General features: G+C 62.7%; 27 protein-coding genes. 13 read left to right on the top strand and 14 right to left on the bottom strand.

Annotated elements, in window-relative coordinates:
- Positions 1 to 8: 8 nt before the first annotated feature.
- The 4 genes from IB264_RS23085 to IB264_RS23070 all read right to left on the bottom strand — a co-directional run bounded on the left by IB264_RS23085 (position 9) and on the right by IB264_RS23070 (position 2,914).
- Positions 9 to 506 carry an ureidoglycolate lyase gene (locus IB264_RS23085; protein ID WP_025428019.1) on the bottom strand — a complete coding sequence of 166 codons (498 nt, stop codon included), beginning with the start codon at positions 504 to 506 and terminating at the stop codon, positions 9 to 11.
- Positions 507 to 602: 96 nt separating this feature from the next.
- Entirely contained in the window at positions 603 to 1,106 is a 504-nt protein-coding gene (uraD, locus tag IB264_RS23080; protein ID WP_025428020.1) for a 2-oxo-4-hydroxy-4-carboxy-5-ureidoimidazoline decarboxylase, read from the bottom strand.
- Positions 1,106 to 2,035: an allantoinase PuuE gene (puuE, locus tag IB264_RS23075; protein ID WP_025428021.1), complete on the bottom strand. Its 930-nt coding sequence runs from the start codon at positions 2,033 to 2,035 to the stop codon at positions 1,106 to 1,108. The genes uraD and puuE overlap by 1 nt, the downstream gene beginning before the upstream one ends.
- 78 nt (positions 2,036 to 2,113) lie before the next feature.
- Complete coding sequence (locus tag IB264_RS23070) at positions 2,114 to 2,914, bottom strand: DUF1045 domain-containing protein (protein ID WP_025428022.1); 801 nt, start codon at positions 2,912 to 2,914, stop codon at positions 2,114 to 2,116.
- A 278-nt stretch (positions 2,915 to 3,192) separates the two neighbouring features.
- Here IB264_RS23070 and IB264_RS23065 point away from each other — a divergent pair, with 278 nt between their 5' ends.
- On the top strand, positions 3,193 to 3,582 hold the full coding sequence (locus tag IB264_RS23065; protein ID WP_025428023.1) for a PRC-barrel domain-containing protein: 390 nt from the start codon (positions 3,193 to 3,195) through the stop codon (positions 3,580 to 3,582).
- A 65-nt stretch (positions 3,583 to 3,647) separates the two neighbouring features.
- On the opposite strand, the gene IB264_RS23060 is transcribed toward IB264_RS23065, so the two are convergent.
- The gene (locus IB264_RS23060; protein ID WP_025428024.1) at positions 3,648 to 4,790 is read right to left on the bottom strand and encodes an FAD-binding oxidoreductase; all 1,143 of its coding nucleotides are present in this window, start codon (positions 4,788 to 4,790) and stop codon (positions 3,648 to 3,650) included.
- Between the two features lie 38 nt (positions 4,791 to 4,828).
- Between IB264_RS23060 and mnmD the strand changes: the two genes are divergently transcribed.
- Both mnmD and IB264_RS23050 read left to right on the top strand, forming a co-directional pair.
- Positions 4,829 to 5,548 carry a tRNA (5-methylaminomethyl-2-thiouridine)(34)-methyltransferase MnmD gene (mnmD, locus tag IB264_RS23055; protein ID WP_025428025.1) on the top strand — a complete coding sequence of 240 codons (720 nt, stop codon included), beginning with the start codon at positions 4,829 to 4,831 and terminating at the stop codon, positions 5,546 to 5,548.
- Positions 5,549 to 5,683: 135 nt separating this feature from the next.
- A complete protein-coding gene (locus IB264_RS23050) occupies positions 5,684 to 7,270 on the top strand; it encodes a trimethylamine methyltransferase family protein (RefSeq protein WP_025428026.1) in 1,587 nt (528 codons plus the stop codon).
- A 108-nt stretch (positions 7,271 to 7,378) separates the two neighbouring features.
- Here IB264_RS23050 and IB264_RS23045 read toward each other — a convergent pair whose 3' ends face one another.
- A complete protein-coding gene (locus IB264_RS23045) occupies positions 7,379 to 7,828 on the bottom strand; it encodes a host attachment protein (RefSeq protein ID WP_025428027.1) in 450 nt (149 codons plus the stop codon).
- Positions 7,829 to 7,949: 121 nt separating this feature from the next.
- A complete protein-coding gene (locus IB264_RS23040; RefSeq protein WP_025428028.1) occupies positions 7,950 to 8,624 on the bottom strand; it encodes a YafY family protein in 675 nt (224 codons plus the stop codon).
- A 96-nt stretch (positions 8,625 to 8,720) separates the two neighbouring features.
- Between IB264_RS23040 and IB264_RS23035 the strand changes: the two genes are divergently transcribed.
- From IB264_RS23035 to IB264_RS23025, 3 genes are all read left to right on the top strand, one after another.
- Positions 8,721 to 9,020 carry a hypothetical protein gene (locus IB264_RS23035; RefSeq protein WP_057212598.1) on the top strand — a complete coding sequence of 100 codons (300 nt, stop codon included), beginning with the start codon at positions 8,721 to 8,723 and terminating at the stop codon, positions 9,018 to 9,020.
- Positions 9,021 to 9,176: 156 nt separating this feature from the next.
- On the top strand, positions 9,177 to 10,151 hold the full coding sequence (locus tag IB264_RS23030) for a DNA alkylation repair protein (protein ID WP_309141669.1): 975 nt from the start codon (positions 9,177 to 9,179) through the stop codon (positions 10,149 to 10,151).
- A gap of 298 nt (positions 10,152 to 10,449) precedes the next feature.
- The gene (locus IB264_RS23025; RefSeq protein ID WP_025428030.1) at positions 10,450 to 12,000 is read left to right on the top strand and encodes a DEAD/DEAH box helicase; all 1,551 of its coding nucleotides are present in this window, start codon (positions 10,450 to 10,452) and stop codon (positions 11,998 to 12,000) included.
- Positions 12,001 to 12,113: 113 nt separating this feature from the next.
- Here the strand turns inward: IB264_RS23025 and IB264_RS23020 are convergent, their stop codons facing one another.
- The 3 genes from IB264_RS23020 to IB264_RS23010 form a co-directional block, all read right to left on the bottom strand.
- Positions 12,114 to 12,995, bottom strand: a complete 882-nt coding sequence (locus tag IB264_RS23020; RefSeq protein ID WP_038576343.1) for a DMT family transporter — start codon at positions 12,993 to 12,995, stop codon at positions 12,114 to 12,116.
- Positions 12,996 to 13,148: 153 nt separating this feature from the next.
- Positions 13,149 to 13,637, bottom strand: coding sequence for a GyrI-like domain-containing protein (locus IB264_RS23015; RefSeq protein WP_025428031.1), 489 nt, complete (start codon positions 13,635 to 13,637; stop codon positions 13,149 to 13,151).
- 96 nt (positions 13,638 to 13,733) lie between these two features.
- Entirely contained in the window at positions 13,734 to 14,603 is an 870-nt protein-coding gene (locus IB264_RS23010; RefSeq protein WP_025428032.1) for a LysR family transcriptional regulator, read from the bottom strand.
- 80 nt (positions 14,604 to 14,683) lie between these two features.
- On the opposite strand from IB264_RS23010, the gene IB264_RS23005 reads away from it, so the two are divergent.
- The 4 genes from IB264_RS23005 (at position 14,684) to IB264_RS22990 (ending at position 19,189) form a co-directional block, all read left to right on the top strand.
- Positions 14,684 to 15,772 (top strand): YeiH family protein, encoded by a 1,089-nt coding sequence (locus IB264_RS23005; protein ID WP_081788880.1) that lies wholly within the window; start codon positions 14,684 to 14,686, stop codon positions 15,770 to 15,772.
- A 235-nt stretch (positions 15,773 to 16,007) separates the two neighbouring features.
- Entirely contained in the window at positions 16,008 to 17,402 is a 1,395-nt protein-coding gene (locus tag IB264_RS23000) for a circularly permuted type 2 ATP-grasp protein (RefSeq protein WP_081788908.1), read from the top strand.
- A 4-nt stretch (positions 17,403 to 17,406) separates the two neighbouring features.
- On the top strand, positions 17,407 to 18,345 hold the full coding sequence (locus IB264_RS22995; RefSeq protein ID WP_025428035.1) for an alpha-E domain-containing protein: 939 nt from the start codon (positions 17,407 to 17,409) through the stop codon (positions 18,343 to 18,345).
- A 16-nt stretch (positions 18,346 to 18,361) separates the two neighbouring features.
- Positions 18,362 to 19,189 carry a transglutaminase family protein gene (locus IB264_RS22990; protein WP_025428036.1) on the top strand — a complete coding sequence of 276 codons (828 nt, stop codon included), beginning with the start codon at positions 18,362 to 18,364 and terminating at the stop codon, positions 19,187 to 19,189.
- A 152-nt stretch (positions 19,190 to 19,341) separates the two neighbouring features.
- Here IB264_RS22990 and IB264_RS22985 read toward each other — a convergent pair whose 3' ends face one another.
- Positions 19,342 to 19,716: a hypothetical protein gene (locus IB264_RS22985; protein WP_025428037.1), complete on the bottom strand. Its 375-nt coding sequence runs from the start codon at positions 19,714 to 19,716 to the stop codon at positions 19,342 to 19,344.
- A 370-nt stretch (positions 19,717 to 20,086) separates the two neighbouring features.
- Here IB264_RS22985 and IB264_RS22980 point away from each other — a divergent pair, with 370 nt between their 5' ends.
- Entirely contained in the window at positions 20,087 to 20,428 is a 342-nt protein-coding gene (locus IB264_RS22980) for a helix-turn-helix domain-containing protein (RefSeq protein ID WP_025428038.1), read from the top strand.
- Between the two features lie 172 nt (positions 20,429 to 20,600).
- Here the strand turns inward: IB264_RS22980 and IB264_RS35425 are convergent, their stop codons facing one another.
- A complete protein-coding gene (locus IB264_RS35425; protein ID WP_158071697.1) occupies positions 20,601 to 21,413 on the bottom strand; it encodes a GMC family oxidoreductase in 813 nt (270 codons plus the stop codon).
- Between the two features lie 24 nt (positions 21,414 to 21,437).
- Between IB264_RS35425 and IB264_RS34475 the strand changes: the two genes are divergently transcribed.
- Both IB264_RS34475 and IB264_RS34470 read left to right on the top strand, forming a co-directional pair.
- Positions 21,438 to 21,806, top strand: coding sequence for a hypothetical protein (locus tag IB264_RS34475; RefSeq protein ID WP_158071696.1), 369 nt, complete (start codon positions 21,438 to 21,440; stop codon positions 21,804 to 21,806).
- Positions 21,807 to 21,839: 33 nt separating this feature from the next.
- Entirely contained in the window at positions 21,840 to 22,181 is a 342-nt protein-coding gene (locus IB264_RS34470; RefSeq protein WP_158071695.1) for a hypothetical protein, read from the top strand.
- A 316-nt stretch (positions 22,182 to 22,497) separates the two neighbouring features.
- Here IB264_RS34470 and araD read toward each other — a convergent pair whose 3' ends face one another.
- Positions 22,498 to 24,237 carry an L-arabinonate dehydratase gene (gene araD, locus IB264_RS22970; protein ID WP_025428040.1) on the bottom strand — a complete coding sequence of 580 codons (1,740 nt, stop codon included), beginning with the start codon at positions 24,235 to 24,237 and terminating at the stop codon, positions 22,498 to 22,500.
- A 53-nt stretch (positions 24,238 to 24,290) separates the two neighbouring features.
- A partial coding sequence (locus IB264_RS22965; RefSeq protein ID WP_192341192.1) for an aldehyde dehydrogenase family protein occupies positions 24,291 to 24,419 on the bottom strand: 129 nt, incomplete at its 5' end.

The following is a 24,419-nucleotide window of genomic DNA, read 5'->3' as shown; positions in this document are numbered from 1 at the left end:
CTCTTCCTTCATATTGCGCTCTCGATGACGAAGGGCTCGTCGTAGACATATTCTTCGAGATTGTTTCCCGGCCCATCCCGATCGACGACGATGAAGTCGCTGACCGCGCCCACCGACATCAGCGGATGGTGCCAGACATTGCGCCCGTAGTTGACGCCCTGCCGCCCGTTCGCCCGGAACACCCGCGGCATTCCCGGTCGGCCCCCCTCGTCTTCGGCAACGACGACGAGCCAGGGCCGGTCCTCGAGCGGCGAAAAGCTCTGGCTGCCGAAGGGGTGTCGCTCCATCATCGCCACCGCGTAAGGAAAGGCGCGCGGCTGGCCGCGAAAGATATTGATGATGACATCGGCACCCTCGCCGACAACATCGGCACGCGCCAGGCCATGGAAGCGTTCGGTGGTCCCGCCATTGATGTACCGCATCGAAGCCGGATCAGCCTCGATGACCGTGCCGAACGGCGCGAAAGCATCCTGCGTCAGGGGTTCGATCGAAAGAATACGCGACATCAGGCCATCGCCCCGCGGTGCTCATTGCCGGCGGCGTCGGCATGGTCCGGTTCGACTGCCCTCGGTAAAGATGAGCGCAGATAGCGAACGGGTATGTCAGGCATTTTCGTCTCCTGGAAGCATGGATTGCAGCCGCAGGCGGGCGATCTTCTCCACCTGCGCACAGGCGGTTTCAAATTCCTCTTCGGTCGAATTGTCAATGCGCCTTTCGAACGAGGCGAGAATGTCGTTCTTCGTCAGGCCCTTGACCGCGATGATGAAGGGAAAGCCGAATTTCTGCGTATAGGCCTCGTTCAGCGCCGTGAACCGGGCATGCTCGTCGGCCGAAAGGCGGTCGAGGCCGGCCGACGCCTGCTCCGCCGTCGAGTCCGCCGTCAGCTTGCCGGCGATCGCCAGCTTGCCGGCAAGATCCGGGTGGGCGCGCAGCACCGCCAGCCTTTCGCGCGGCAGACCGGCGCGAAAGGCCTGGCAAAGTGCCGAGTGCACGTTGCCGGCCGAAAGTCCCGTTGCGGCCGCCCGGTCGTAGGCCCGTTCGGCAACCCATGGAGAATGCTCGAACACGCCGCCGAAGCGGCTGACGAAGGCGTCGCGATCGGACATCAGAGAGCCCCTTCCGGCTTGTGGTGTTCATACCAGTGACGGGCGATGTCGATGCGCCGCGGCACCCAGACCTTGTCGTGCGACATGACATAGTCGATGAACCGCGCCAGCGCCGCGGCGCGGCCTGGACGCCCAACGAGGCGGCAGTGCAGGCCGATGTTCATCATCTTGGCGTTGCCTTCCTTGCCCTCCTCATAGAGCACGTCGAACGTGTCTTTGAGATAGGTGAAGAACTGGTCGCCGGAGTTGAAACCCTGGTTCGTCGCAAAGCGCATGTCGTTGGCGTCGAGTGTGTAGGGGATGATCAGATGCGGCTTGTCGGCCGTCAGCCCCGCCACCCAATAGGGCAACTCATCCGCATAGGAATCGGAGGAATAGAGGAACCCGCCCTCTTCGAGAACGAGCTTCAGCGTGTTGCTTGAAGGCTTGCCCTGGTAAAGGCCAAGCGGGCGCTCGCCGGTCAGTTCGGTATGCAGCCGAACGACTTCGCGGATATGCTCGCGCTCCACCTCTTCGGGGAAATCCTTGTATTCGAGCCAGCGCAGGCCGTGGCTGGCGATCTCCCAGCCCGCTTCCTTCATGGCGGCGACCGCTTCGGGATTGCGAGCCATCGCCAACGTCACGCCGTAGACCGTCAACGGCACGTCGCGGCTGGTGAACATGCGCCAGAGCCGCCAGAAACCGGAGCGCGAACCGTACTCATAAATCGATTCCATGTTGAGGTTGCGCTGGCCCTGCCAAGGCTGTGCACCAACGATCTCCGAGAGCAGGCTCTCGGAGGCCAGGTCGCCATCGAGGATGCAGCTTTCGCCGCCCTCTTCATAGTTGAGCACGAACTGCACGGCGATACGCGCATCGCCCGGCCAGTTTGCCTTGGGCGGGTTGCGGCCATAGCCGACGAGGTCACGCGGATAGGAAGTCTCAGACATCAAATCACCCTTCGAATTTTCCGGAACGGTATCACCGCCGACCGGATTGTCGAGACAAAATGACGTCGGTGCAGACGGTTAGCGGCCGGCCATCAGCGAGGCGACCATCCGCGACAGTGGCGGGATAGGGCCTGGCGCAAGCGTCGCCTCGGCTGCCGGCCGCTTGATCCGTTCGGCCCGCTTGGCCGCCGAAATCTTGCCGAGCGGGTGTTGCGAGTGGACGCGCATCGGCGCGCCCGATTCCTGCTCCACGAACAGCGCCAGGCTGCCGATCGTCAGCGGCGGCGCCAGGCATGGTTCGAACAGGTCGCGAAGCGGTGCCTCGATGCTGCGCATCGCGTCCAGATTGAGCGGCCCGGTCAGCATCATGTGAAAGCGATATTCATCCATCACATGAGGATCGCCCCAGCGATGCAGGTTGGAAAATTGCGGCGCCGTCAGCCTGTCGGGGTCGGAGCGCTCGATGTCGTCTTCGCTGAGCGGCGCGCGGAACGCGTCGAATTCCTGGATGATGCTGGCGGCCAGCAGATGCATCGCCGTGCTCGGGATCTGCGGCATCAGTCCCCAGCAGTGGCCGAGCCGGGCCACTTCCAGGCGCTCGATCTCGAACGGCGTCTGGGCGCCGGCAAAATGCATCAGCGCCTTGAGTAGCTGCGCCTCGTCCATATCGGGGTGAAGCCGGAAGGGCGACATCACCACCGCCTGAAAGCCGAAGCGACGCGGGACAGCCGTATGGAAGGCGATCTCGGATGCGGTCAATCCGGAGATCGATGGTAACTCGGTGGGCTCGCCGGAATAGACATTGCGGCCGAGCCAACTGGCGGCAACCGTTGAAAGCGGGTCGGCCATCGGCGGCGTGAAACAAATGGCGTAACGCATGCGCATGCTCCGGAAATCCGTTCTGGCACAGACCCGCGACAATCGATCTCGATCGTCGCCAGGGTGCGCAGGTTCAAAATCTTAGAGCTTCAACAATACCCTCCCCGGGAAGACGCGACGCTCTATTGCCCGCGTCTTAGGTGATTTGCGTGACAGCTTGACGAAGTGGAAGGGGCAATACCACGCGATTACCGTCCGGATCGCGCCCGCAGCTTTTTCGGAACCATCCCACCGACCAGCCGTTCCCCTGAGGTAGCAAACAACGATGGAGAAGAAGCGTGACCTATCACAATGCGAACCTTCAGGACGCCGGGATCAAGGAAACCCATGACCTGATCGCCAGCGACAAGGTTGAAGGCACGAAGGTTTATGGCGCCGACAACAAGCACATCGGCTCGATCGAGCGCGTTATCCTGGAAAAGCGCAGCGGTCGCGTGGCCTATGCCGTGCTCGGGTTCGGCGGTTTTCTCGGCATCGGGGAAGATCACTATCCACTGCCTTGGGCCAAGCTGACCTATGATGAGAACCTCGGCGGCTATCGGACTGATGTGACTCGCGAACAGGTCGAGCGGGCGCCGAAATATCACGGCAACGAGGAATACGACTGGAACAGCGAGAACGGACGCCGGGTCTATGACTATTACGGCGTGCCGCCTTACTGGATGTAAGGATCGGGTTTACGATCGTCCCGACATGGCTCCGCCGATGGCGGGGCCGTTCTTATGCCGCCAGCTTAAAGATGTTTCTCGCGAAGTGCCGCTATGTGATTCTGGCACAAGAAGGATCCCGGAATGTCGATCAACGGCTGGCCGGTGATCTCGTCGACGACGAAGCGCGCGAGGCGGTGGGCGATGCCGAAGCTCACCTTGAAGCCGCCTGTCAGGACCGACAGGTTTTCGTGATCCGGATGGCGCCCGGCGATCGGCTCCCGGCCGGTCGATTTCGGCCGGATGCCGGCCCAGCGCTCGACCACCTCCGCCCCGCGCAAGGACGGGACCAGCGCCTCGGCGCGCACCAGCAGCTCATTCAGCAGTTCATCCGTCGACTGCGGATCGGCATATTTGTTCTCGCTGGTGCTGCCGACCGCGATATGCCCGTCGTCATGGGCGACGATATAGACGCCGTCGGTGAAGATGACGGGCAATTGCGGATCGACATCGGCCAGAAGCAGCGCCGCCTGGCCCTTGACCCCCGTGCCGCTCGGTCCACGGAGAGGTCCCGACAGCGCATCGACGAGCGGAAAGCTGTCGACGCCGGCAGCAACTATGCAATGGCCGAAGGCGATTTCCGTGGCGTCATCGAGTTCGGCGCGGCCCTGGCCCGGATGGATTGCTCGAACGCCCGTCCCCTCGACGATCCGCACGTTCGGCGATTGCGCCAGTGCCGCACGCAGAACCGCCAGCATCTGGCGTGGAGAAAGCCGACCGCCAAGCGTATCGAACACCAATCCGCAAGCCGCCGCCTCGGCACTGAGCCATCCGGACGGCAGCTCGTCGCGCACGTGCCAGAAGAACTGGCGGTCGCCTGCCCGCCAGTTGCGCGTCGCATCCTGCTCGTGGCGAAGAGCGATCTCGCGCAGATGCGGCTTCGCAAGCGGCATGATCCGCCCGCTGCGGCGGTAACCTGCCGAAAGTCCGGTTTCGGCCTCGAGCGTTTCGATCTCGCTTTCGAGCGACACCAGGGCGTCGAACTGGAATTGTTTCTTGGCGTTCCATTTGTCCGGCATGTGCGGCATCAGCGCGCCGAGTATGCCGCCACTGGCGCCGGCCCCGATGCGATGCTCGTCGACCAGTTGCACGTCCATGCCGGTCCGTGCTGCCGTAAGGGCTGCCCAGAGCCCCATGATGCCGCCGCCGACGATCAAAAGTTCGCTCATCGATTGACCTTCTCCGGTGGCGGGATTATCGCCATCGCATGACAGGATCCGCCGCAGAACCGAACCAGCCCCCGGCCCATCAAAGCCTCGATTGGCACGAGGGCGATATGCCCTATTCCAGGGAGTTTGGCGATCATTTTTATTGCCGCACCGACGGTCGGCTCGAATGCGGACATGTGTTCCTCGCCGGCAACGGCCTGCCCGAACGCTGGGCCTCCGGCGGGGCATTCACCATCGGCGAACTGGGCTTCGGCACCGGCCTCAATTTCTGTGAAACCTGGCGGCAATGGAAAGCTACGGCGACCACGGACGGCACGCTGCATTTCGTCAGTTTCGAGCGCTTTCCCATGCAGGCGGAGGAAATCTCCCGCGCCTTGTCCCATTGGCCGGAGATCGACGCCGAACGGCTGGCCCTCACCGATCGCTGGCCGGCAACCAACGACGGCAGGATCGAGATCGATCTTGGCGATGGCGTTCGCCTGACCGTCGTTTGCGGCACAGCACTGGAGGGGCTCGCCCAAGCGAAGGAGCGCTTCGATGCCTGGTTCCTCGATGGTTTTGCACCGTCCCGCAATCCCGACATGTGGTCGGAGGAGCTGATGCGGCTGGTGTTCGACAAGACCGCGGCCGGCGGCAGCTTCTCCACCTATGCCGCCGCCGGCTTCGTTCGCCGCAATCTGCAGGCGGCCGGCTTTGCCGTCGAGAAGCGCAAGGGCTTCGCCGGGAAGCGCGAGATGCTGCGCGGAGACAAGCGCTGAGCGAGGCGAGCAGTCGGCGTCCGCGGGCATTTTGACGGCCTTTACTCCACCAGAGAACTGAACTGTCGCAAATGGCAGGGGCATGACCGCGAAAAATCTGCGACAGAAATCCATCGGCAACGCGGTGGGTTTTTCATGAACGACGATCAGTTTCCGGATGCTGCCACAGGTGAAACTTCCTCAGCCCCGCTCGAGCGGCGACGCCGGCCCGGCGGCCGCAGTGGCGAGCGCACACGAAAATCCTCAGGCGGTAAATATCTCAATCTCGTCAACACCCAGAGCAAATCCTCGGTACTGTCAGAAGACGCGCTCGAGGCGATCCATCAGGCGTCGCTGACGATCCTGGAAGAGATCGGCATGGATGTCATCCTGCCCGAGGCGCGCCAGCGCATGAAGGCAGCGGGCGCCGATATCACCCCCGGCACCGACCGCGTGCGCTTCGATCGCGGGCTGATCATGGAGATGATCGCTTCGGTTCCCTCCTCCTTCACCATGCATGCGCGCAATCCGGCCCGCAACGTCGCGATCGGCGGCAACAATCTGGTCTTCGCCCAGATCGCCAGCGCCCCCTTCGTGGCCGACCGCGAAGGCGGCAGGCGCACCGGCAATCAGGAGGATTTCCGCAAGCTGGTGAAGCTCGCCCAGTCCTACGACATCATCCACACCACCGGCGGCTATCCCGTCGAGCCGGTCGACCTGCACGCATCCGTGCGTCATCTCGACTGCCTCTCCGACATGGTGAAGCTCACCGACAAGGTCTTCCACGTCTATTCGCTCGGCCGCGAGCGGAACACCGACGGCATCGAGATCGCCCGCATCGGTCGCGGCATATCCATGGAGCAGATGGAGCGCGAACCGTCGCTGTTCACCATCATCAACACCTCCTCGCCGCTGCGCCTCGACGGGCCGATGCTGCAGGGCATCATCGAAATGTCGTCGCGCAATCAGGTGGTGGTGGTCACGCCATTTACGCTCGCAGGCGCCATGGCGCCGGTCACGATCGCCGGTGCCCTGGTGCAGCAGAATGCCGAGGCGCTGTGCGGCATCGCCTTCACCCAGATGGTCCGGCGCGGCGCGCCGGTCATGTATGGCGGCTTTACCTCGAATGTCGACATGAAGACGGGCGCACCCGCCTTCGGCACGCCGGAATACATGAAGGCGGTCATTGCCGGCGGCCAGCTCGCCCGCCGCTACAACATTCCCTACCGCACGTCCAACACCAACGCCGCCAATACGCTCGATGCGCAGGCAGCCTACGAGTCCGCGCTATCGCTCTGGGCACTGACGCAAGGCGGCGGCAACTTCGTCATGCATGCGGCCGGCTGGACCGAGGGCGGACTGACCGCCTCGTTCGAAAAATTCATCCTCGACGTCGACATGCTGCAGATGGTGGCGGAATTCCTGACGCCGCTCGATGTCAGCGAGGATGCACTCGGGCTCGACGCGGTGCGCGACGTCGGCCCCGGCGGGCACTACTTCGGCACGCTGCACACGTTGCAACGCTATGAGACAGCGTTCTATTCGCCGATCCTTTCCGACTGGCGCAACTTCGAAACCTGGACGGAGGCGGGCCGGCCGACGACCTATGACCACGCCAACCGTGTCTTCAAGCAGAAGCTCAACGAATACGAACGGCCGCCGCTGGACCCGGTGATCGAAGACGAACTCGACGCCTTCGTTGCAAAACGCAAGGAGGAAGGCGGCGTCCCGACGGATTTCTGACGGGACGCCTTGTTACATCAAGATGCGGCATGCGTATGAGAGCATTTCCGCCCTCTGCCTTACGCATGCCCAGACGGGAAACCGCTAAGCACTTTCCCTGCAAAAGCTTCAGGGATAAACGGCCGAGCGGGCGGTGGCGATCAGTTGCTCGATCGGCACAGTGACGCAGTTGCGGTCGATTTCGGCCACCGTCTTCTGCCTTACATTGGCAGAAAGCAGCTTGCGCAAATCTCCGAGCGTCCTTGGCGCCGCGCAGATCACCAGGCTGTCGAAGGCGTTGTCGTTCAGATAGCCTTCGAGCCTGCTGGCCACATCGACGGCAAAGCGATGCTTTTCCTCGCGTACCGGATCACTGCTGTATTCCATCGCCGACCGGCCATGACCGACGGACGAATGGCTGCGTCCCGGCTTGTCGGCCATGATATCCTGGGCGCGTTTCGGGTCGGTGTGAATAACCTCTTCTTCCGGGTGCTGACGTTCGTCCTTCCGCAGGTTGACGCCCTTGACGAAGCGCGCCGTATTGCCATCCGCGGCCAGTATCCAAGTCCGGTTCTGCACGATTGTCTCCCATGCAATGATGTTGCTCGTGGGCAGGCCAGAATAAGCCCTTAATAGAAACGGATGAAGCCCGATCCGGTTCCATCTTTTCCTCGATCGCGCGCACTTTTACGGTGTCATCCTACATGCGCGAGAGATAGGCGTCGAAGCTGCGCTCTGGTGACGACTGGAAATGATCGCGCTCGAGTTTCATCTCCCGGATGCGATCCACCCGGAAGTCGCGAAAGTCCTGGCGCAGCTCGCACCAGGTGGTCAGCAGCCAGTGATGGCCGAAGACGCTGAGGCCGAGCGGCCAGACGGTGCGCTCCGAGCTCTGATCGGCGAGGCTTTCATAGGCCATGCGCACCTTGCGCTCCTCGGCGATCGCCCGGCGCAGGTCACCCAGCATCGGCGGCGGCTTCGGCTGCAGCGCCGAACGGAAGGCGCGGATCGGGGCGCTGCGCAGCCGCGCCACGTGCTCGGGCGGAAGTCCGTGTTCGATCTTTTCCATGGCCTCGCGCGCGGCCTGCGCCAGCCGGTGGTCGCCAAGCATCTGCACGGCCCGCGCGCCGAAGGCCAGCGCTTCGAGCTGCTCGAAGGTGAAAGCGAGCGGCGGCGCGTCAAAGCTCTCGCGCAGGAGGTATCCGACACCGCGCTCGCCGTCGATCGGCGCACCCGAAGCCATCAGGTGTTCCATGTCGCGGTAGATGGTCCGCCGCGCCACCTCCATCTTGTCGGCGATTTCCTGCGCCGTCATCGCCCGGCCGGTCGCCCGCATGAGCTGGATGATTCGAAACAGCCGGTCGGCAGGTCTCATTCGCGTATTCCCATCGCATGTCGATGTAAGGCTATGGCCATAAGGCTGTCAGTTGCACTGTGCTTTAGTCAAGCGGCAATCAACATGGAGCATGACATGACCACCAAGAGCATCCTCGAACTCGCCGTCTGCATCGTTGTGGACAAGCCCGCGGCCGCAGCCGCGCGCCATCGGGCGATGCAGGCCGTTTCAAACTATCCGGGCTTCATTTCCTGGCGCGCCGTCGGCTCGTGCGAAAAGCCCGACATGCTCGCGGATCTGGTCGAGTGGGAAACGCTCGATGATGCCAGATCGGCAGGCGAACGCGTGCGTCGCGACCCGGATTTCGCCCCTTACATGGCGGCAATCAGCGCGGTAATGCTGATGCAGCATTTTGCTGTCGAACAGCAGATCTGAGCCGGGAGAGTACCGAGAGATGGCGGAGCCACTGAAAAACCTGTTGCATCCGGGCGTCGTCACCGCCATCGCAGACCGCCTGAGCGCGGCTGCCCGACATTCGACCGCAAAAGGTTCGAGGCGCTTGCCAGCGACAATCTCGAGGCACTGGAACTGATGCAACGATCGCTGCAGATCCGCGATGCGCTCATCGAAACCCTACCGCAGTCCTTCCCGCAAGCCGCGGCAAAGCTTGGCGATTGTCTGCACACCGACGAGAGGCCCGGCCTCAGCGGCTGGACCCTGTTGCCCGTCAGCCAATATGTCGCCGCACGCGGGCTTGGCGATTTCGAGCTATCGCTGTGGCTGCTGCGCGCTTTGACGCCGCACTTCACCTCCGAGTTCGGTATCCGCGTGTTCATCGACACGGACCAGGAGCGGGCGCTCACGATCATCGGCTCATGGGTAACGGACGCCAATCACCATGTCAGGCGTCTGGCGAGCGAAGGCACCCGCCCGCGCCTGCCCTGGGCAATGCGGCTGCCGAAGCTCATCCGCGATCCCCAGCCGATCCTGCCGATCCTGCCGATCCTGACGGCCCTCCTCGACGACCCCGAGGACTATGTGCGCCGCTCGGTTGCCAACAGCCTCAACGACATTGCCAAGGATCACCCGGATCTGGTGGCCGGTTTCGTGGCCGAACACATGGTGGGTGCCTCGCCGGAGCGGCAGCAATTGCTGCGCCATGCCTCGCGAACGCTTCTGAAACAGGGACATGAGGCAGCTCTTTCGAACTTCGGCTTTGCCGCACCCGCCGGCATAGACGCAGCCTTCTCGCTCGACCGGTCGGACATCGCGCTCGGCGAAAGCCTCGTCTTCAAGCTTTCGGTCAGGCACACCGCGAAGACCACCCAGAAGATCATGATCGACTACGCCGTACACCACCGCAAAGCGAATGGCACGACCTCGCCCAAGGTGTTCAAGTGGACATCGGCGACGCTGGAGCCGGGCGCGACGATCAGGATCGAAAAGCGTCACGCGATTCGGCCAATCACAACCCGTCGTTACTATTCCGGCACCCATCGCGTGGTGATCCTCGTCAACGGCCAGGAGGCTGCCGACGCCGATTTCGAGCTGTCGGTCGCCGAATAGCCCCCACCTCATTTCGCACCTGCGAAAAGATGGACCTTGACTTTTGGGGCCAAAACGACGACATGGACGCAGCGTCACCTTCAGGCCGCCGCGTGAGCGCGCCCTCGGCAACACAGAAAGCCGTGAAGAAGGAAAAGCGCAACCATACGCCGTAACCGGCGACAGCACAGGCGCTTGACGACTTTTTTCTTAACCCACAAGTTCCCAATTCACGCGGGGTTCTTGACGCCAAACGACACCGGAACAGCAGATAGCGGTTCCGGCGAATGCGTTTGGCGCCCCCAAAAGGTATATACATTTGTCCACCTTCAAAGATCTTGGTCTTTCCGAACACATTCTGGAGACCCTGTCCGCCAACGGCTTCGAAAAGCCGACGCCGATCCAGGCGCAGGCCATTCCGCTGGTGTTGAAGGGCCACGACCTCATCGGTCTCGCCCAGACCGGAACCGGCAAGACGGCCGCCTTCGGCCTGCCGATGATCGAAAAGCTCGTTGCCGACGGCAAGCGCCCCGACCCGCGCAACATCCGCGCCCTGGTGCTGGCGCCGACCCGCGAACTGGTCAACCAGATCGCAGCCAACCTCAAGCTGTTCGTCAAGAAGTCCCCGCTGAAGATCGGCGTTGTCGTCGGCGGCGTCTCGATCAACAAGCAGACCGAACAGCTCGCCCGCGGCGTCGACATCCTGGTCGCAACGCCGGGCCGCCTGCTCGACCTCATCAACCGCAAGGCCGTGACGCTGACCCAGGGTCGCTACCTCGTGCTCGACGAAGCCGACCAGATGCTCGATCTCGGCTTCATCCATGACCTGCGCAAGATTTCGAAGCTCGTGCCGAAGAACCGCCAGACGCTGCTGTTCTCGGCGACGATGCCGAAGCTGATCGCTGAACTCGCCGGCGAATATCTGACCGACCCGGTCAAGGTTCAGGTGACGCCTCCGGGCAAGGCCGCCGACAAGGTCGAACAGTATGTTCATTTCGTCCCCGGCAAGGACCTGAAGACGACCATCCTCAAGAAGACCCTGACCGACAATCCGGATGGCCTGTCGCTGATCTTCAGCCGTACCAAGCATGGCGCCGAGAAGCTGATGAAGCATCTCGACCACGTCGGCTTCAAGGCCGCCTCGATCCATGGCAACAAGAGCCAGGGCCAGCGTGAGCGTGCGCTCAAGTCCTTCCGTGACGGTGAGATCCGCGTGCTCGTGGCAACCGACGTCGCTGCCCGCGGCATCGACATCCCCGGCGTCACCCACGTCTACAACTACGACCTGCCGGAAGTTCCCGATGCCTACGTTCACCGCATCGGCCGTACTGCCCGCGCCGGCCGCGACGGCATCGCGATCGCTTTCTGCGCACCGGACGAAATCCGCCTGCTTCGCGACATCGAGAAGCTGATGGGCATCAACATCGCGGTTGCCAGCGGCGAAGCGCCTGCCGACCAGGCCCGTCCGTCCAAGGGACGCGGCGGTCGCGGCAACGGCAATGGCAACGGCCAGCACCGCGGCAATGGCGGCGGCGGCCAGCGTCAGGACGCCCGCCCGCGCCGCGAACGCCCGGCTCGCCAGTCGGCACTGGCTCCAAGCAGCTTTGCCGGTGACGATCTTCTGCGCGACGACCGCCCGAAGCAGGACCGCCGCGATCAGCGTCCGGCTGGCCAGCCCCACGCCGACGGCCGTTCGGAAGGCAACCGCAACCACGAACCCAAGAAGCACCACGGTCGTCCCGGCCAGAAGCCGGGCGAATGGCGCAACAAGGGCCCGCGCCCTGAAGGCCAGGCCGGCGACCGCCGCGAAGGCGGCCAGGGCGGCATGCGTCGTGGCGCCGGTGGCGGCAACCGCGGCCAGCAGGGCTGATCGGCAAGACATTGCCTAGCGCATTTTCAGAAAGCCTGCGAAGCAGGTTTTCCATCAGGAAATGCGTAAAAACAAAGTGATAAGAACGGCGGGTCGCTTCGGCCCGCCGTTTTTTATGCCTGCTGTTTGCGGTTGGTGAGATAGACGCCGGCAACGGCAATGACCGTGCCGATGATCATCGGCAGCGTCAGCGCCTCGCCGAAGAACAGCCATGCCTGCACGGCCGCAAGCGGCGGCACGAGATAGATGAGCGAGGCTGCGCGCGATACCTGGCCGCGGCGGATCAGATAAAGCAGCAGCGCGATCGCGCCCATGGAAAGCCCCAGCACCGACCAGGCGAGTGCCGCAAAGATCTGCAGGTTCCAGGTGACGTGCAGATCCTCCAGCACCAGGGCCAGCGGGACCGTGACGATCAGGGCGCCGAGATATTGAAGCGCTGCGATCGTACGGATGTCGCCGCTCTGGAGGTGCCGCTTCTGGTAGAGCGTGCCGTAGGTCACGGCGGCCATGCCGAGCACGTTGATGATGACAGGGAAAAGGTGGATCGGCGTTGCGCCGGTGTCGATCGAAAACACCTTGGGCAGCACGGCAAGCGCGATGCCGAAGAAGCCGAGCACCAGTCCGAGTTTCTGCTGAACGCTGAGCTTCTCGTCGATGACGACGGAGGCGGCGACGGCCGTCATCAACGGCTGCAACCCGGCGATGATGCCCGAGATCGCAGCCGGCACGCCCTGCCCGATCGCCCACCAGACGGCGCCGAGATAAAGCCCGTGCAGAAACATGCCGGAGACGACCGCATGGGCCGCGGCCGACCACGACTTCGGCCATTTCGCCCCGGTCACCAGGCAGAAGCCGATGAACAGCAGGATCGCCAGGGTGTAGCGCAGCACCAGAAACGTCAGCGGATCGGCATAGACGGCCGCATATTTGGCGACGACCCAACCGGTCGACCAGAGCAGTACGAAGATGGCCGGAGCCAGGCGGGCGAGTGTCATTGACCTATCCGAATGGGCAAAGGGAGGTCAGCCGCGATAGACGCGGGGGCGTTGATGGTCAAAGCAATTTTTCTGATACTGACGATCAGCTACTGCATAGTTCCTTAAATCGGAATCGATTTAATGGCAAACTTATGCAGCAAGTTCAAAGTGTTACAGCGTCCTTTGCGCGTCATGTTTGACGCGCGGCGCTGTAATCGGAACCATCAACCTGAGCGACGACAGCGAGAGAGAGACGAAGCCCGGCTCGTACTCTTCGCGATAGTGCAGCCTGCCGGTATCGACCACGAGCCCTTCAGACCCGATCCAGTCAAACATGTGCTGATAATGCGCGAAGACGTCGCCATCATCAGGGTGGTGCATGGCGCTGACGAAACGCATGGCCGGTAGGTCCACATGGCCAGGGTGACGCGTCGTTTCCGCCGTCTGGGAAACAAAGCCGACGAGATAGCGGAAGCCATCAGGACGGTCGTTCCACGACAGACCGACGAGCGTCGGATGGTCCTTCGGATGGACACGCAGGTGATGCTCCTGCATCTCAGCGATCAGCCGGCGAACGGCCCCGTCGGCCGCCTCGACGAAGGTCCCCTCCCAGAAGGAGCCGGCAATCCGCTGCGCCGGCCTTTCGACGATTTCGAACACGGTGCACCTCCTGGCAAGACCAGAACCGGCCCGCCCGGGACCGGCGCGACTATTGTTAGGGCAGCCGAACCGGATGGCAATCGCCTTCGCGTTCGCCTAGAGCAGATCGACGAAAGCGCGGGCCGCGCGGCTGAACTGGCGGTCGCGATGCGTCAACAATTCGAAGCTGCGCTCGGCAAGTTCGAACGGCAATTCCACCAACCGGCCGCTATCGGCGAAAGGCTGGGCGGCGAGCCTGGAAACGGCGGTGATGAAGGGACCGCTCTCGACGGCCGTCAGTACCGCCTCGTTCGACGGCAATTCGAGTTCGACCTTCAGCTGATCGATATCCGCACCATGTGCCCGCATCGATTGCAGGAACATTGCCCGCGTCCCCGATCCTTCCTCGCGCAACACCCACCGTGCGGCAAGCAGCGCTTCGAGATCGACCGGCCTTCCGGCAAGCGGGTGGCGGGGTGGCGCATAGATCGCGATGCGGTCGACCGCCACGCTGCGATGGTCCAGCTTTTCCGCATCGACCCTGCCCTCGACGAAGCCGAGCTGCGCCGTTCCCTCCTCGACCGCCTCGGCGACCACCGCCGTGTTGCGCACGGTCAGCTTCACGTCGATATGCGGATAATCATGGGTGAAGCGGGCGAGACGTGCCGGCAGCCAGTAGCTTGCCACCGTCTGGCTTGCGGCGATCGCGAGCGTGCCGCGGCGCAGATGCGAGAGGTCGTTGAGGCAAGCGGTCGCAGCCGTCGCGCGCGCAAGCACGGCTTTCGCCTCCGGCAGAAACGCCTTCCCCGCCTCCGTCAGCGCCAGCCCGCGGCCGATGCGATCGAACACCCTGACGTTGTGTTGCGTTTCAAGCGCCGCGATCGCCGCGCTGGCGGCAGACTGCGTGACGTTCATTGCCTCGGCCGCGCGTGTCATATGCAGACGCTCGGCGACAGCCACGAAAATGCGAAGTTGATCAAGGGTCATGGAAAATCAATCGCAAAAAGCGATCGAATTGACAAGAACAATCCGTTAGACTGATTCATCAATCGGACTAGGTTGCGGCCATGTCCAGATCGCATTCCCCATCGGCCGCCCCCGCACCCACGCTCTCTTCCCGCATAGCGCGCATCGCGCCGGGTTTGATCCTCTGTTGTCTCGTAGCACTCGCCGCCTTCGGCCTTGAGCGCCTCGAGGCAAGCTGGACCGGCCGGCCATGGCTGGAAGCGCTTGTTATCGCCATCCTTCTCGGTGCCCTGCTGCGCACCTTCTGGACACCGGGCGATCGCTGGATGGCCGGCATCCGCTTTTCCTCCAGGCTGCTGCTGGAGGCGGCGATCGTCCTCATCGGCGCGACCCTCAGCTTCAAGGCGATCCTGGCAAGCGGCCCGGTGCTGCTCGCAACCATCGTCGGCATCGTCTTTCTGTCGATCGTCTCCGGTTATCTGATAGCGCGGCTGCTCGGCTTGCCAAAGCGGATGGCGACCCTGATCGCCTGCGGCAATGCCATCTGCGGCAATTCGGCGATCGCCGCCGTCGCGCCGGCCATCGGTGCTGAGGGCGATGACGTCGCCGCCGCCATCTCGTTCACCGCAATTCTCGGCATTGCCGTCGTTCTATCCCTGCCGCTGATCGGCGGCTGGTTCGACATGTCGCCCTATGGTTTCGGCGTTCTGGCCGGCATGACCGTCTACGCCGTACCGCAGGTACTGGCCGCTGCCGCTCCGTTCAGCGCCCTGTCCGTCCAGGTCGGCACGCTGGTCAAGCTCGTGCGCGTGCTGATGCTCGGCCCGGTCGTCTTGTGCTTCTCGATCATCAACCGCGAGAGCGAGGCGCATCCCCTGGCGCCTAACCTGCCTGCCGGCAATCGCCGCGTGCGCCTTGCCACGTTTGCGTATTTCGTGCCCTGGTTCATTCTCGGCTTCCTCGCCGTGGCGGTCGCCCGCAACAGCGGGATGATCCCCGACGCGGCCGCCGCCGGTGCTGCTCACCTCGCCACATGGCTCACCGTCATCGCCATGGCGGCACTCGGGCTGGAGGTCGACATCCGCAAGCTCGCCGATGCCGGGCCGCGCGCCAGCGCCGCCGCCATGCTGTCGCTGCTGGTTCTGGCCGGTCTGGCAGCCGCCGCAATCACCGTGTTCGGCCTGGGCTAGCTTCCCAGACACGCCCAAATTTCAAGCATTTGCTTATTTTCTAAGACGCCAAAGTCGGGGCCGATCGGGTGACTGGCCGTCCCCGCCCCATTGTTGAGCATCGCCTTGCCCGGAAGCGGCGGGATAACGCGCCAAAACTTTCTTGTCCCGCGACTGTGCACGCTTCTTGCATTGCATCCAGCGTTGTACTCAAATGGTCAAAAATAAGGGGATCACGCCTTTGGCATTTGACGAAATGATGAATGCGGACAGCAGTCCGCGCCAGCCATATTCGACCTATCATGAATGGTATGCCAGCCAGGACAGAAATCGGCTCATAGCGAAATCAAAGGACGCCGAGAACATCTTCCGGAAAACCGGCATCACCTTCGCGGTCTACGGACACGCAGACAGCTCCGAAAAGCTCATCCCCTTCGACCTCATCCCCCGCATCATTTCAGGTCGAGAATGGCGCAAGCTCGCCCAGGGCATCGAACAGCGGGTCATCGCCCTCAACGCCTTCCTCGACGACATCTACCACAAGCAGGAGATCATCCGCGCCGGACGGGTGCCGCGCGAGTTGATCGAGAAGAACGTGGCGTTCCTGCCGCAGATGATCGGCTTCCGGCCGCCGGGCGGCGTCTACACCCATATCGTCGGCACCGACATCGTGCGCACCGGCGAGGATCAGTTCTACGTGCTGGAGGACAATGCCCGCACGCCGTCCGGTGTCAGCTACATGCTGGAAAACCGCGAAACGATGATGCAGATGTTCCCCGAACTCTTCCATCAGAACCGCGTGCGCCCGGTCGAGAACTATCCCAACCTGCTGCGCCAGAGCCTGGCGTCGCTGGCGCCCCCCGGCTGCAGCGGCAAGCCGCGCGTCGCCGTTCTCACCCCCGGCATCTACAATTCCGCCTATTACGAACATGCCTTCCTAGCGGACATGATGGGCGTCGAGCTGGTCGAGGGATCGGACCTGCGCGTGATCGACGGCAAGGTGAAGATGCGCACGACCCGCGGTTACGAGGCGATCGACGTCCTCTATCGCCGCGTCGACGACGACTTCCTCGATCCTCTTACATTTCGCCCGGAGTCCGCGCTCGGCGTTCCCGGCATCATGGATGTCTACCGCGCCGGCAACATCACCATTGCCAACGCGCCCGGCACCGGCATCTCCGACGACAAGGCGATCTATTCCTACATGCCCGAGATCGTCGAGTTCTATACCGGCCGCAAGCCGCTCTTAGAAAACGTGCCGACCTGGCGCTGTTCCGAGCCGCAAAGCCTGAAATACGTGCTCGAACACCTGGAAGAACTTGTCGTCAAGGAGGTGCACGGCTCCGGCGGCTACGGCATGCTGGTCGGCCCGACAGCCAGCAAGAAGGAGCGCGCGCTCTTCGCCGAAAAGCTGAAGGCACGCCCGACCAACTACATCGCCCAGCCGACACTGTCGCTGTCGACCGTTCCGATCCTCGTCAACAAGGGCATCGCGCCCCGGCATGTGGATCTTCGTCCCTATGTCCTTGTCTCCGACAAGGTGCAGATCATTCCCGGCGGCCTGACGCGCGTCGCCCTCAAGGCTGGTTCGCTTGTCGTGAATTCCAGCCAGGGCGGCGGGACCAAGGACACCTGGGTGCTGGAGGACTGAGACCATGTTGGGAAGAACTGCAAACGGTCTCTACTGGATGTTCCGCTACATCGAACGCGCCGAAAACAGCGCCCGGCTAATCGATGCCGGCCTGCGCATGGCGCTGACGCGCAGCGGCGCAACGGAAGGCGATTGGGACGGCGTGCTGCAAAGCGCTGGTGTGCGCGAACTCTACGACGAAGTGCACGAGGCGCTGACGAGCATCGATGCCATCGACTTCCTGCTGCGCGACCGCAGCAATCCATCGAGCGTGATGTCCTGCATCGAGGCGGGCCGCCACAACGCCCGCATGGTGCGCACGGCGCTGACGCGCGAGACGTGGGAAGCGACCAACGAATGCTACCTCGAGATGAAGGCGATGCTCTCCAGGAAAGCGCGTCCGACCGACATGCCGGAGATCATCGACACGATCAAGCGTCGCGCCGGCCTCATCCGCGGCGCCTTCCACGGCACGATGCTCAGGAACGAGATCTTCAATTTCTCACGCATCGGCACTTTCATCGAGCGGGCCGACAACACCGCGCGCATCCTCGACGTCAAATACTACGTACTGCTGCCGGCGGTCGCCGCCGTCGGCTCGTCGATGGACAATGTGCAGTGGGAATCGATCCTGCGCTCGGTCTCGGCCCACCGCGCCTACGGCTGGGTCTATGATGCCGAACTGAAGCCGGCGAATATCGCCCATTTCCTGATCTCCAACGGTCGCATGCCGCGTTCGCTTGCCTATTGCTATGAAAAGATCGCCAGCAACCTCGGCTATCTCGAGCGCGAATATGGCGAGCGCCACGAGGCGCACGAAACGGCGGAACGTACGCTGGCCGCGCTGCGCAGCCGCTCGATCACCGACATCATGGACCAGGGCCTGCACGAATATCTCGAGGATTTCATCAGCCAGAACAATCTTCTGGGACAGGAAATCTCCGACGGCTATCGTTTCAACTGAATTTCGGGAGGACAGCATGCACCTGAAAATCAGCCATACGACCGAATACCACTACGACGAGCCGGTGCAGTATGCGCTGCAGCGGCTGCGCCTGACGCCGATCACCGGGGTCGGCCAGACCGTGCTCGGCTGGCAGACGCTCGTCGACGGTGCTGTGATGGAGGTGAGCTACGACGATCACTTCGGCAATCGCGTCCATCTCGTCAGCGTCGATGGCGACCGCGAGGCGATCCGCATTACCGCCAGCGGCGAAGTCCACACCGAGGACCGCCACGGCGTCTTGGGCCCGCATCAGTCCTACGTCCCGCTTTGGCTTTATGCCCGCGAAACGCCTTTGACCAAGGGGGGCAAGCTGATCCGCGACCTGGCGAAATCGGCCGAGGGCGACACCGATCTTGCCCGCATGCATGCATTGATGGCGATGATCCATGAGGCGGTGGAGTACAAGGCCGGCGAAACCCACGCCGAGACGGCGGCCGAGGATGCGCTCGAGGCCGGCCACGGCGTCTGCCAGGACCATGCCCATATCCTGATCTCGGCGGCACGTTCGCTCGACATGCCGGCGCGCTACATCTCAGGCTACCTGATGATGGAAGGGCAAACGGAGCAGACAGCAAGCCACGCCTGGGCCGAGATCCATCTGCCGGGCCTCGGCTGGGTCGGCTTCGATGCCGCCAACAAGATCTGCCCGGATGACCGCTATGTGCGCATCGCCTCCGGCCTCTGCTACCGCGATGCGGCCCCGATATCGGGTCTGATCCATGGTGAGGCCAACGAGACGCTGAAGGTATCGGTGACCGTCGAGCAGCAGGCGCAAAGCCAGAGCCAGACGCAAAGCCAATAAGGTTGGCGATGGGGCGCACCGCAGTGCGCCCCATCGAACTCCGTCCGGCATCAATTCTCGATCTCGTTCGACGATATCGAATGCCGAAAACGCCGGTGCATCGGGCCGACACCCTCTTTGCAGATCGGCTTCCACAGCACGCCATTGGGGGCCTATGCCCCTGAAGACCTTACCAACGGCCCGAAAAAGCCCACGACCCGTGTTATCCGCTCCTGCCCAGGGTGGAGGAAGATGATGTCCAGCCCCTCAGGGAAGGATGATCCGTCCGGCATCACAAACCTCCACGCGAAGCGTGCGATCCCATGATGAACATCCACGTCGCTTGTCCGTGCAATGCGTGCACCAGGATGCTTGGCCTGTATTCCTGCGATGTGCGCGAGCAGTTCTTCTGCGCCAGCAGCATGAACTGTTGGATCCGTATACGTTGCGCCGTCGGCCCAGATCGGCAGCAGCAACGCCCGCCGCTGCTCGCCGTCCTCGTTCGACCATGCAGCGCAGTACGAATCGATGAGATGCGCTAAAGGCATTTTATTCTACTCCTATGGATCATTGGTCTGACTACAGCGCCGCGCGTCTTATTTGACGCCCAAAGGTCGCTGTAGCACTTTGAATTGCTGCGCAGGCAACAAGACCCGAGCGCGTCCTCCTTCTTTTGCCGGAACCAGCTGGCCGTCATGGGGTCGGCTGGCTGGCCGCAAGATGCTGTTCGGTCCCTCGATCCCATGCGTCCGGTCCCCAAAACACTGATTGCAGGCCTCATTCCGACACCCCATATTGGTCGGCACAACGCTCGGTACGCTTGCCGTTGAGAGAGCTACGATGTGAAGAGTACTGTGCCAATACGCACAGAAGCGTAAGTGGTTACCCGCAGGTAAGGCGAATGGGACGGACTGGCCTATGGACAATGGTTTTTCGACAGCGATGAAGATGGTCGCCGGCAAGTGGAAGATAACTATCCTTTGCGAGCTCGGCACAGCGCCCCGTCGATTTGGCCGGCTGCGGCAGTCTATCCCTGCGGTCAGTGAAAAGATGCTGACGCAGCAATTGCGTGAACTGGAGGCCGACGGGCTTGTGAACCGAAAAGTCTATCCGGGTTCCCCGACCAAGGTCGTCTATTCACTGACGGAAAGCGGGACAGCGCTCAACGCTGGAGCGGTGGGGTTATGCCATTGGGCTGAGCAATTCCATCTCGTGCCTGTGCCTAAAGGTCCCCCAGAACCATCTCCTGAAACGCCGTAAATTCAGCTTAGGGTCGTCCGCATGACGCGGCTTTCCGGATTTGGCCGGCGCCAGCGCGCCGACGGAAAAATGAAGCCGTACGATCGCGGCGCAGCTGTTTTTCCTGGGGTCGGATGAAACTTTGAGAAGGATTGCGCTGGCTGGTGCGTCGACCGCCCCAGTCACCGACAAGCTATCCGCCAACCACCTGCAGCAGATGGTCGGCGAGGCGGTGGGCGAGCGCCACGACGGTAAGGGTTGGCGTATCATTTCCAGCCGTCGGAAAAACTGAACTGCCAGCGATGAAAAGGTTATCCGTTCCGTGGACCTTGCATTGCGTATCCACGACCCCTTGACCGGGGTCCACGTGCATCCGTGTCGTGCCCATGTGGTGCCAGGTCCACATCGGCTTTTCGAGCCCGGTCAATTCCTCTGGTTTCACGATCAGCTTGCCCAGGCCGGTCTTCGTCAACTCGCTGCCTAAAATTGTGATCGTACGCATGACGGAATCGACCGTTTTGGCCGAAAGCTGCCAGCGCAGATTGACCATCGGCAATCCGAAACGGTCCTTCTTGTTCGACAGCATGACGCGGCTTTCCGGTTCCGGTTCCGGCTCCACGATGTGAAGCAGGCGAAAGGAACGCAGAAGGCTTGAGGGCCGCACGAGATGCATGAGCCAGGTCCAACTGACCAGACCCTCCTTGCCCGCCGCGCGGACCGCCGACTTCGCCTCCACGCCATGCAGCCGCTGCTCCCTGTAAGCGAGCAGTTTCTCTTTCATCGCCTGCAGCTTGGCTGTGTCCTGGCCGATGAAGCATGGCTCGAGCCATGCTCGATAATTGAGAAGCTCCTCGCGCTGCTGCAATTCCGCCGGCAGCGTCAGCCCGTTGACGAGATACGGGCGCTGTCGCGTGTAACTCAACGCATCGCGGATCCGCTGGCCGCGCGCGATCCGGATTCGATCAAGAGCGTTGAGAGTTCTCAGAACACTGCCATTGGCCGGCACCAGCGTGCCGATGGAAAATCGCGGATGATCCATGAAAAACCGCCCAGTGGTTCTGTCGTCGCTCCCCGGTCCGCCGCTCAGCAACAAGAGACGCGCGTTCTCGATGCCACCGGCGGCAAGCACGAACGTCCGCGCTCGGATGTGAATGGTTTCGTCAGCCCCGTTTTTGACGACAGCCGATCCGACCGTGCGCTTTTCTTCATCAAACGAAAGATAGAGCAGCGTGGAATGCAGAAGGATGCTGATATTGTCAGCGTTTTCGAGGGCATGACGCAGGCGTTTGCCGGGCCGATTGTGCCGACAGAGCTCGAGATGATCGACGGAGATGATGTCGGACCTCCCCGGAAACAGCGGCTGCCGCTGGCCAAGCGCCTCGACATCCGCAATCCCTAGCGTTTTCTGCGCGCGTCGGTAATAGGGAAGGAGATGCTCGCGGCCGAAGGGCCAGCCGCTGTGCCGGACCCAGGGGCGTACCGCGAAATCCTGCTCGTCGAGCGGCTTGCAGAGACCACCCCAGCCCAGGGCCTGGGTGCTGCCGCCCAAGCCGCGCAGCCTGCATGTATCGAGTTCGGCATAGGTGAGCCCGGTGCTTTCGCCCGCCGAGAGATCACTGGCCGTCGGGATCGCATCGGCCCCTCCGCTTTCGAGCACGCAGACGGAAACGCGTCCACCGGCGAAATCCGACGCGATCGTCAATCCACTCGCACCGGCCCCGACGATGCAAATGTCGAACGTTTTGTCGGCAGGAATATCGATCCGTTCACGTAGGATCATGCATCACCCGCTTTGCTGCAAGTGAACGACCGGCACCACGGCAGAGCAACACACACCTCCCGCGAATACAGACGAAGCTTAAATCAATAGTCTGAGATGCAATGCTGCGACGCTCGTCTGCCTCCTGCGGACAGGAAGAGAGCAAAGCGTCACGGTCCCCAAAATTCTACTCCGCTTGCATCATTACACCGGATACCGGCGGCGTGAAACTCGCGAACTCGACAATCTTAAGAATGCGCTAAAATAAAGCCACCACGGCCCGCCGAAGCCGGGATAAATCGGCATCGGCGGGCCGTGGCGGCTCAAACTGCTAGTGGCTGTCGCGTTCGACGACAGAACCGCGCGTGCCGACAAGGAAGTCGAGGTCGGCGCCGGTGTCGGCCTGCATCACCGTGTTGACGTAAAGGCCGCCATAACCGCCCTTTTGCGGCTTCACCGGAGAAACCCACGCCGCCCGACGCCGAGCCAGTTCGTCATCGGAAACATCGAGCCGGATGGTGCGGGCGGGAACATCCACCGCAATCATGTCGCCGTTCTCGACCAGCGCCAGCGGGCCGCCGTCCGCCGCTTCCGGTGCGGTGTGTAGGATGACGGTGCCATAGGCGGTGCCCGACATGCGCGCATCGGAAATGCGGATCATGTCGGTAATGCCCTTCTTCAGCACCTTCGGCGGCAGCCCCATATTGCCGACCTCGGCCATCCCGGGATAGCCCTTCGGGCCGCAGTATTTCAGCACCATGACGCAGGTCTCGTCGATGTCGAGATCGTCGCGGTTGATGCGGGCGTGGTAGTCCTCGATGCTTTCGAAGACGACGGCGCGGCCCGTGTGCTGCATCAGGTGCGGCGACGCAGCCGAAGGTTTCAGTACGCAGCCCTTGGGCGCCAGATTGCCGCGCAACACGGCGATGCCGCCCGACTGCGTCAACGCCTTTTCGCGCGGCACGATGACATCGTCATTGTAGTTGGTGACATCCTTGACGCCGTTCCAGATCGTATCGCCGGTAACCGTCAAGGCGTCCTTGTGGAGGAGGCCCATCTCGCCGACCGCCTTAATGACCACCGGCAGACCGCCTGCATAGTAGAACTCTTCCATCAGGTGCTTGCCCGACGGCTGCAGGTTGACGATCGTCGGCACGTCGCGGCCAAGCCGGTCCCAGTCGTCCAGCGTCAGGTCAACGCCGATACGACCGGCGAGCGCCAGAAGATGCAGCACGGCATTGGTCGAGCCCCCGACGGCACCGTTGACGCGGATGGCGTTTTCGAAGGCTTGCCTGGTCAGGACATCGGACGGCTTCAGATCTTCCTTGACCATGTCGACGATGCGGCGGCCGGAAAGCTGGGAGATCACCCGCCGGCGGGCGTCGACAGCGGGAATTGCCGCATTGCCGGGCAGCGTCATGCCGAGCGCTTCGGCCATCGACGCCATGGTCGAGGCCGTGCCCATGGTCATGCAACTGCCGGCCGAACGGGCCATGCCCTGCTCCGCATCCATGAATTCGGCCAGAGACATCTCGCCGGACTTCACCATTTCGGAAAACTGCCAGATGGCGGTACCGGACCCGACGTCCTTGCCGCGCCACTTGCCGTTCAGCATCGGGCCGCCGGAGACCAGAATGACCGGGATGTCGACGCTCGCCGCCCCCATGAGCAGGCTCGGCGTGGTCTTGTCACAGCCGCCGAGCAGCACGACGCCATCGACCGGATTGCCGCGGATCGCCTCTTCGACATCCATGGCCGCGAGGTTACGGAACATCATCGCCGTCGGCCGTAGCGTGCTCTCGCCCACGGAAAACACCGGGAATTCGACCGGGAAACCACCCGCCTCGTAGACCCCGCGCTTCACTCGCTCGGCGAGATCGCGCAGATGCGCGTTGCACGGCGTCAGTTCCGACCAGGTGTTGCAGATGCCAATGATCGGCCGGCCGTCGAACGTATCGGCGGGCAGACCCTGGTTCTTCATCCAGGAGCGATGCATGATGGCATTCTTCCCCGTGCCACCGAACCATTCCTGCGAACGCAGCTTGCGCGGCCACTCAGCTTTCTTCTTCATCTTATCCTTCCTTGAGCGGCCCGCGCCGTAACGCGGGCCTGCGGCGGCGCCCATTAAGCCAGGGTGTATGCGGTCTTGACGGTTGTGTAGAATTCGGCGGCGTAGCGACCCTGCTCGCGCGAGCCATGGGAGGAGCCCTTGCGGCCACCGAAGGGCACGTGGAAATCGACGCCGGCGGTCGG

The sequence above is a fragment of the Ensifer sp. ENS11 genome, from assembly GCF_014851895.1.
GTDB lineage: Bacteria > Pseudomonadota > Alphaproteobacteria > Rhizobiales > Rhizobiaceae > Ensifer > Ensifer canadensis.
The sequence above is the reverse complement of the archived record's forward strand: the minus strand, read 5'-3'. Positions and strand labels throughout refer to the sequence as shown.

Excerpts from the sequence above, each read along its gene's own strand:
- IB264_RS23005 (WP_081788880.1), top strand. The coding sequence starts at position 14,684 with ATGTCCAGATCGCATTCCCCATCGGCCGCCCCCGCACCCACGCTCTCT.
- IB264_RS22980 (WP_025428038.1), top strand. The coding sequence starts at position 20,087 with ATGGACAATGGTTTTTCGACAGCGATGAAGATGGTCGCCGGCAAGTGG.
- IB264_RS34475 (WP_158071696.1), top strand. The coding sequence starts at position 21,438 with ATGATCCATGAAAAACCGCCCAGTGGTTCTGTCGTCGCTCCCCGGTCC.
- IB264_RS23085 (WP_025428019.1), bottom strand. The coding sequence starts at position 506 with ATGTCGCGTATTCTTTCGATCGAACCCCTGACGCAGGATGCTTTCGCG.
- IB264_RS23060 (WP_025428024.1), bottom strand. The coding sequence starts at position 4,790 with ATGAGCGAACTTTTGATCGTCGGCGGCGGCATCATGGGGCTCTGGGCA.
- IB264_RS23010 (WP_025428032.1), bottom strand. The coding sequence starts at position 14,603 with ATGACCCTTGATCAACTTCGCATTTTCGTGGCTGTCGCCGAGCGTCTG.
- IB264_RS34470 (WP_158071695.1), top strand. The coding sequence starts at position 21,840 with ATGCTCGCGGCCGAAGGGCCAGCCGCTGTGCCGGACCCAGGGGCGTAC.
- araD (WP_025428040.1), bottom strand. The coding sequence starts at position 24,237 with ATGAAGAAGAAAGCTGAGTGGCCGCGCAAGCTGCGTTCGCAGGAATGG.
- mnmD (WP_025428025.1), top strand. The coding sequence starts at position 4,829 with ATGACAGGATCCGCCGCAGAACCGAACCAGCCCCCGGCCCATCAAAGC.
- IB264_RS23050 (WP_025428026.1), top strand. The coding sequence starts at position 5,684 with ATGAACGACGATCAGTTTCCGGATGCTGCCACAGGTGAAACTTCCTCA.
- IB264_RS23035 (WP_057212598.1), top strand. The coding sequence starts at position 8,721 with ATGACCACCAAGAGCATCCTCGAACTCGCCGTCTGCATCGTTGTGGAC.
- IB264_RS22985 (WP_025428037.1), bottom strand. The coding sequence starts at position 19,716 with ATGCCTTTAGCGCATCTCATCGATTCGTACTGCGCTGCATGGTCGAAC.
- IB264_RS23040 (WP_025428028.1), bottom strand. The coding sequence starts at position 8,624 with ATGAGACCTGCCGACCGGCTGTTTCGAATCATCCAGCTCATGCGGGCG.
- IB264_RS23070 (WP_025428022.1), bottom strand. The coding sequence starts at position 2,914 with ATGCGTTACGCCATTTGTTTCACGCCGCCGATGGCCGACCCGCTTTCA.
- IB264_RS23000 (WP_081788908.1), top strand. The coding sequence starts at position 16,008 with ATGATGAATGCGGACAGCAGTCCGCGCCAGCCATATTCGACCTATCAT.
- IB264_RS23030 (WP_309141669.1), top strand. The coding sequence starts at position 9,177 with ATGCAACGATCGCTGCAGATCCGCGATGCGCTCATCGAAACCCTACCG.
- uraD (WP_025428020.1), bottom strand. The coding sequence starts at position 1,106 with ATGTCCGATCGCGACGCCTTCGTCAGCCGCTTCGGCGGCGTGTTCGAG.
- puuE (WP_025428021.1), bottom strand. The coding sequence starts at position 2,035 with ATGTCTGAGACTTCCTATCCGCGTGACCTCGTCGGCTATGGCCGCAAC.
- IB264_RS22995 (WP_025428035.1), top strand. The coding sequence starts at position 17,407 with ATGTTGGGAAGAACTGCAAACGGTCTCTACTGGATGTTCCGCTACATC.
- IB264_RS22990 (WP_025428036.1), top strand. The coding sequence starts at position 18,362 with ATGCACCTGAAAATCAGCCATACGACCGAATACCACTACGACGAGCCG.
- IB264_RS23020 (WP_038576343.1), bottom strand. The coding sequence starts at position 12,995 with ATGACACTCGCCCGCCTGGCTCCGGCCATCTTCGTACTGCTCTGGTCG.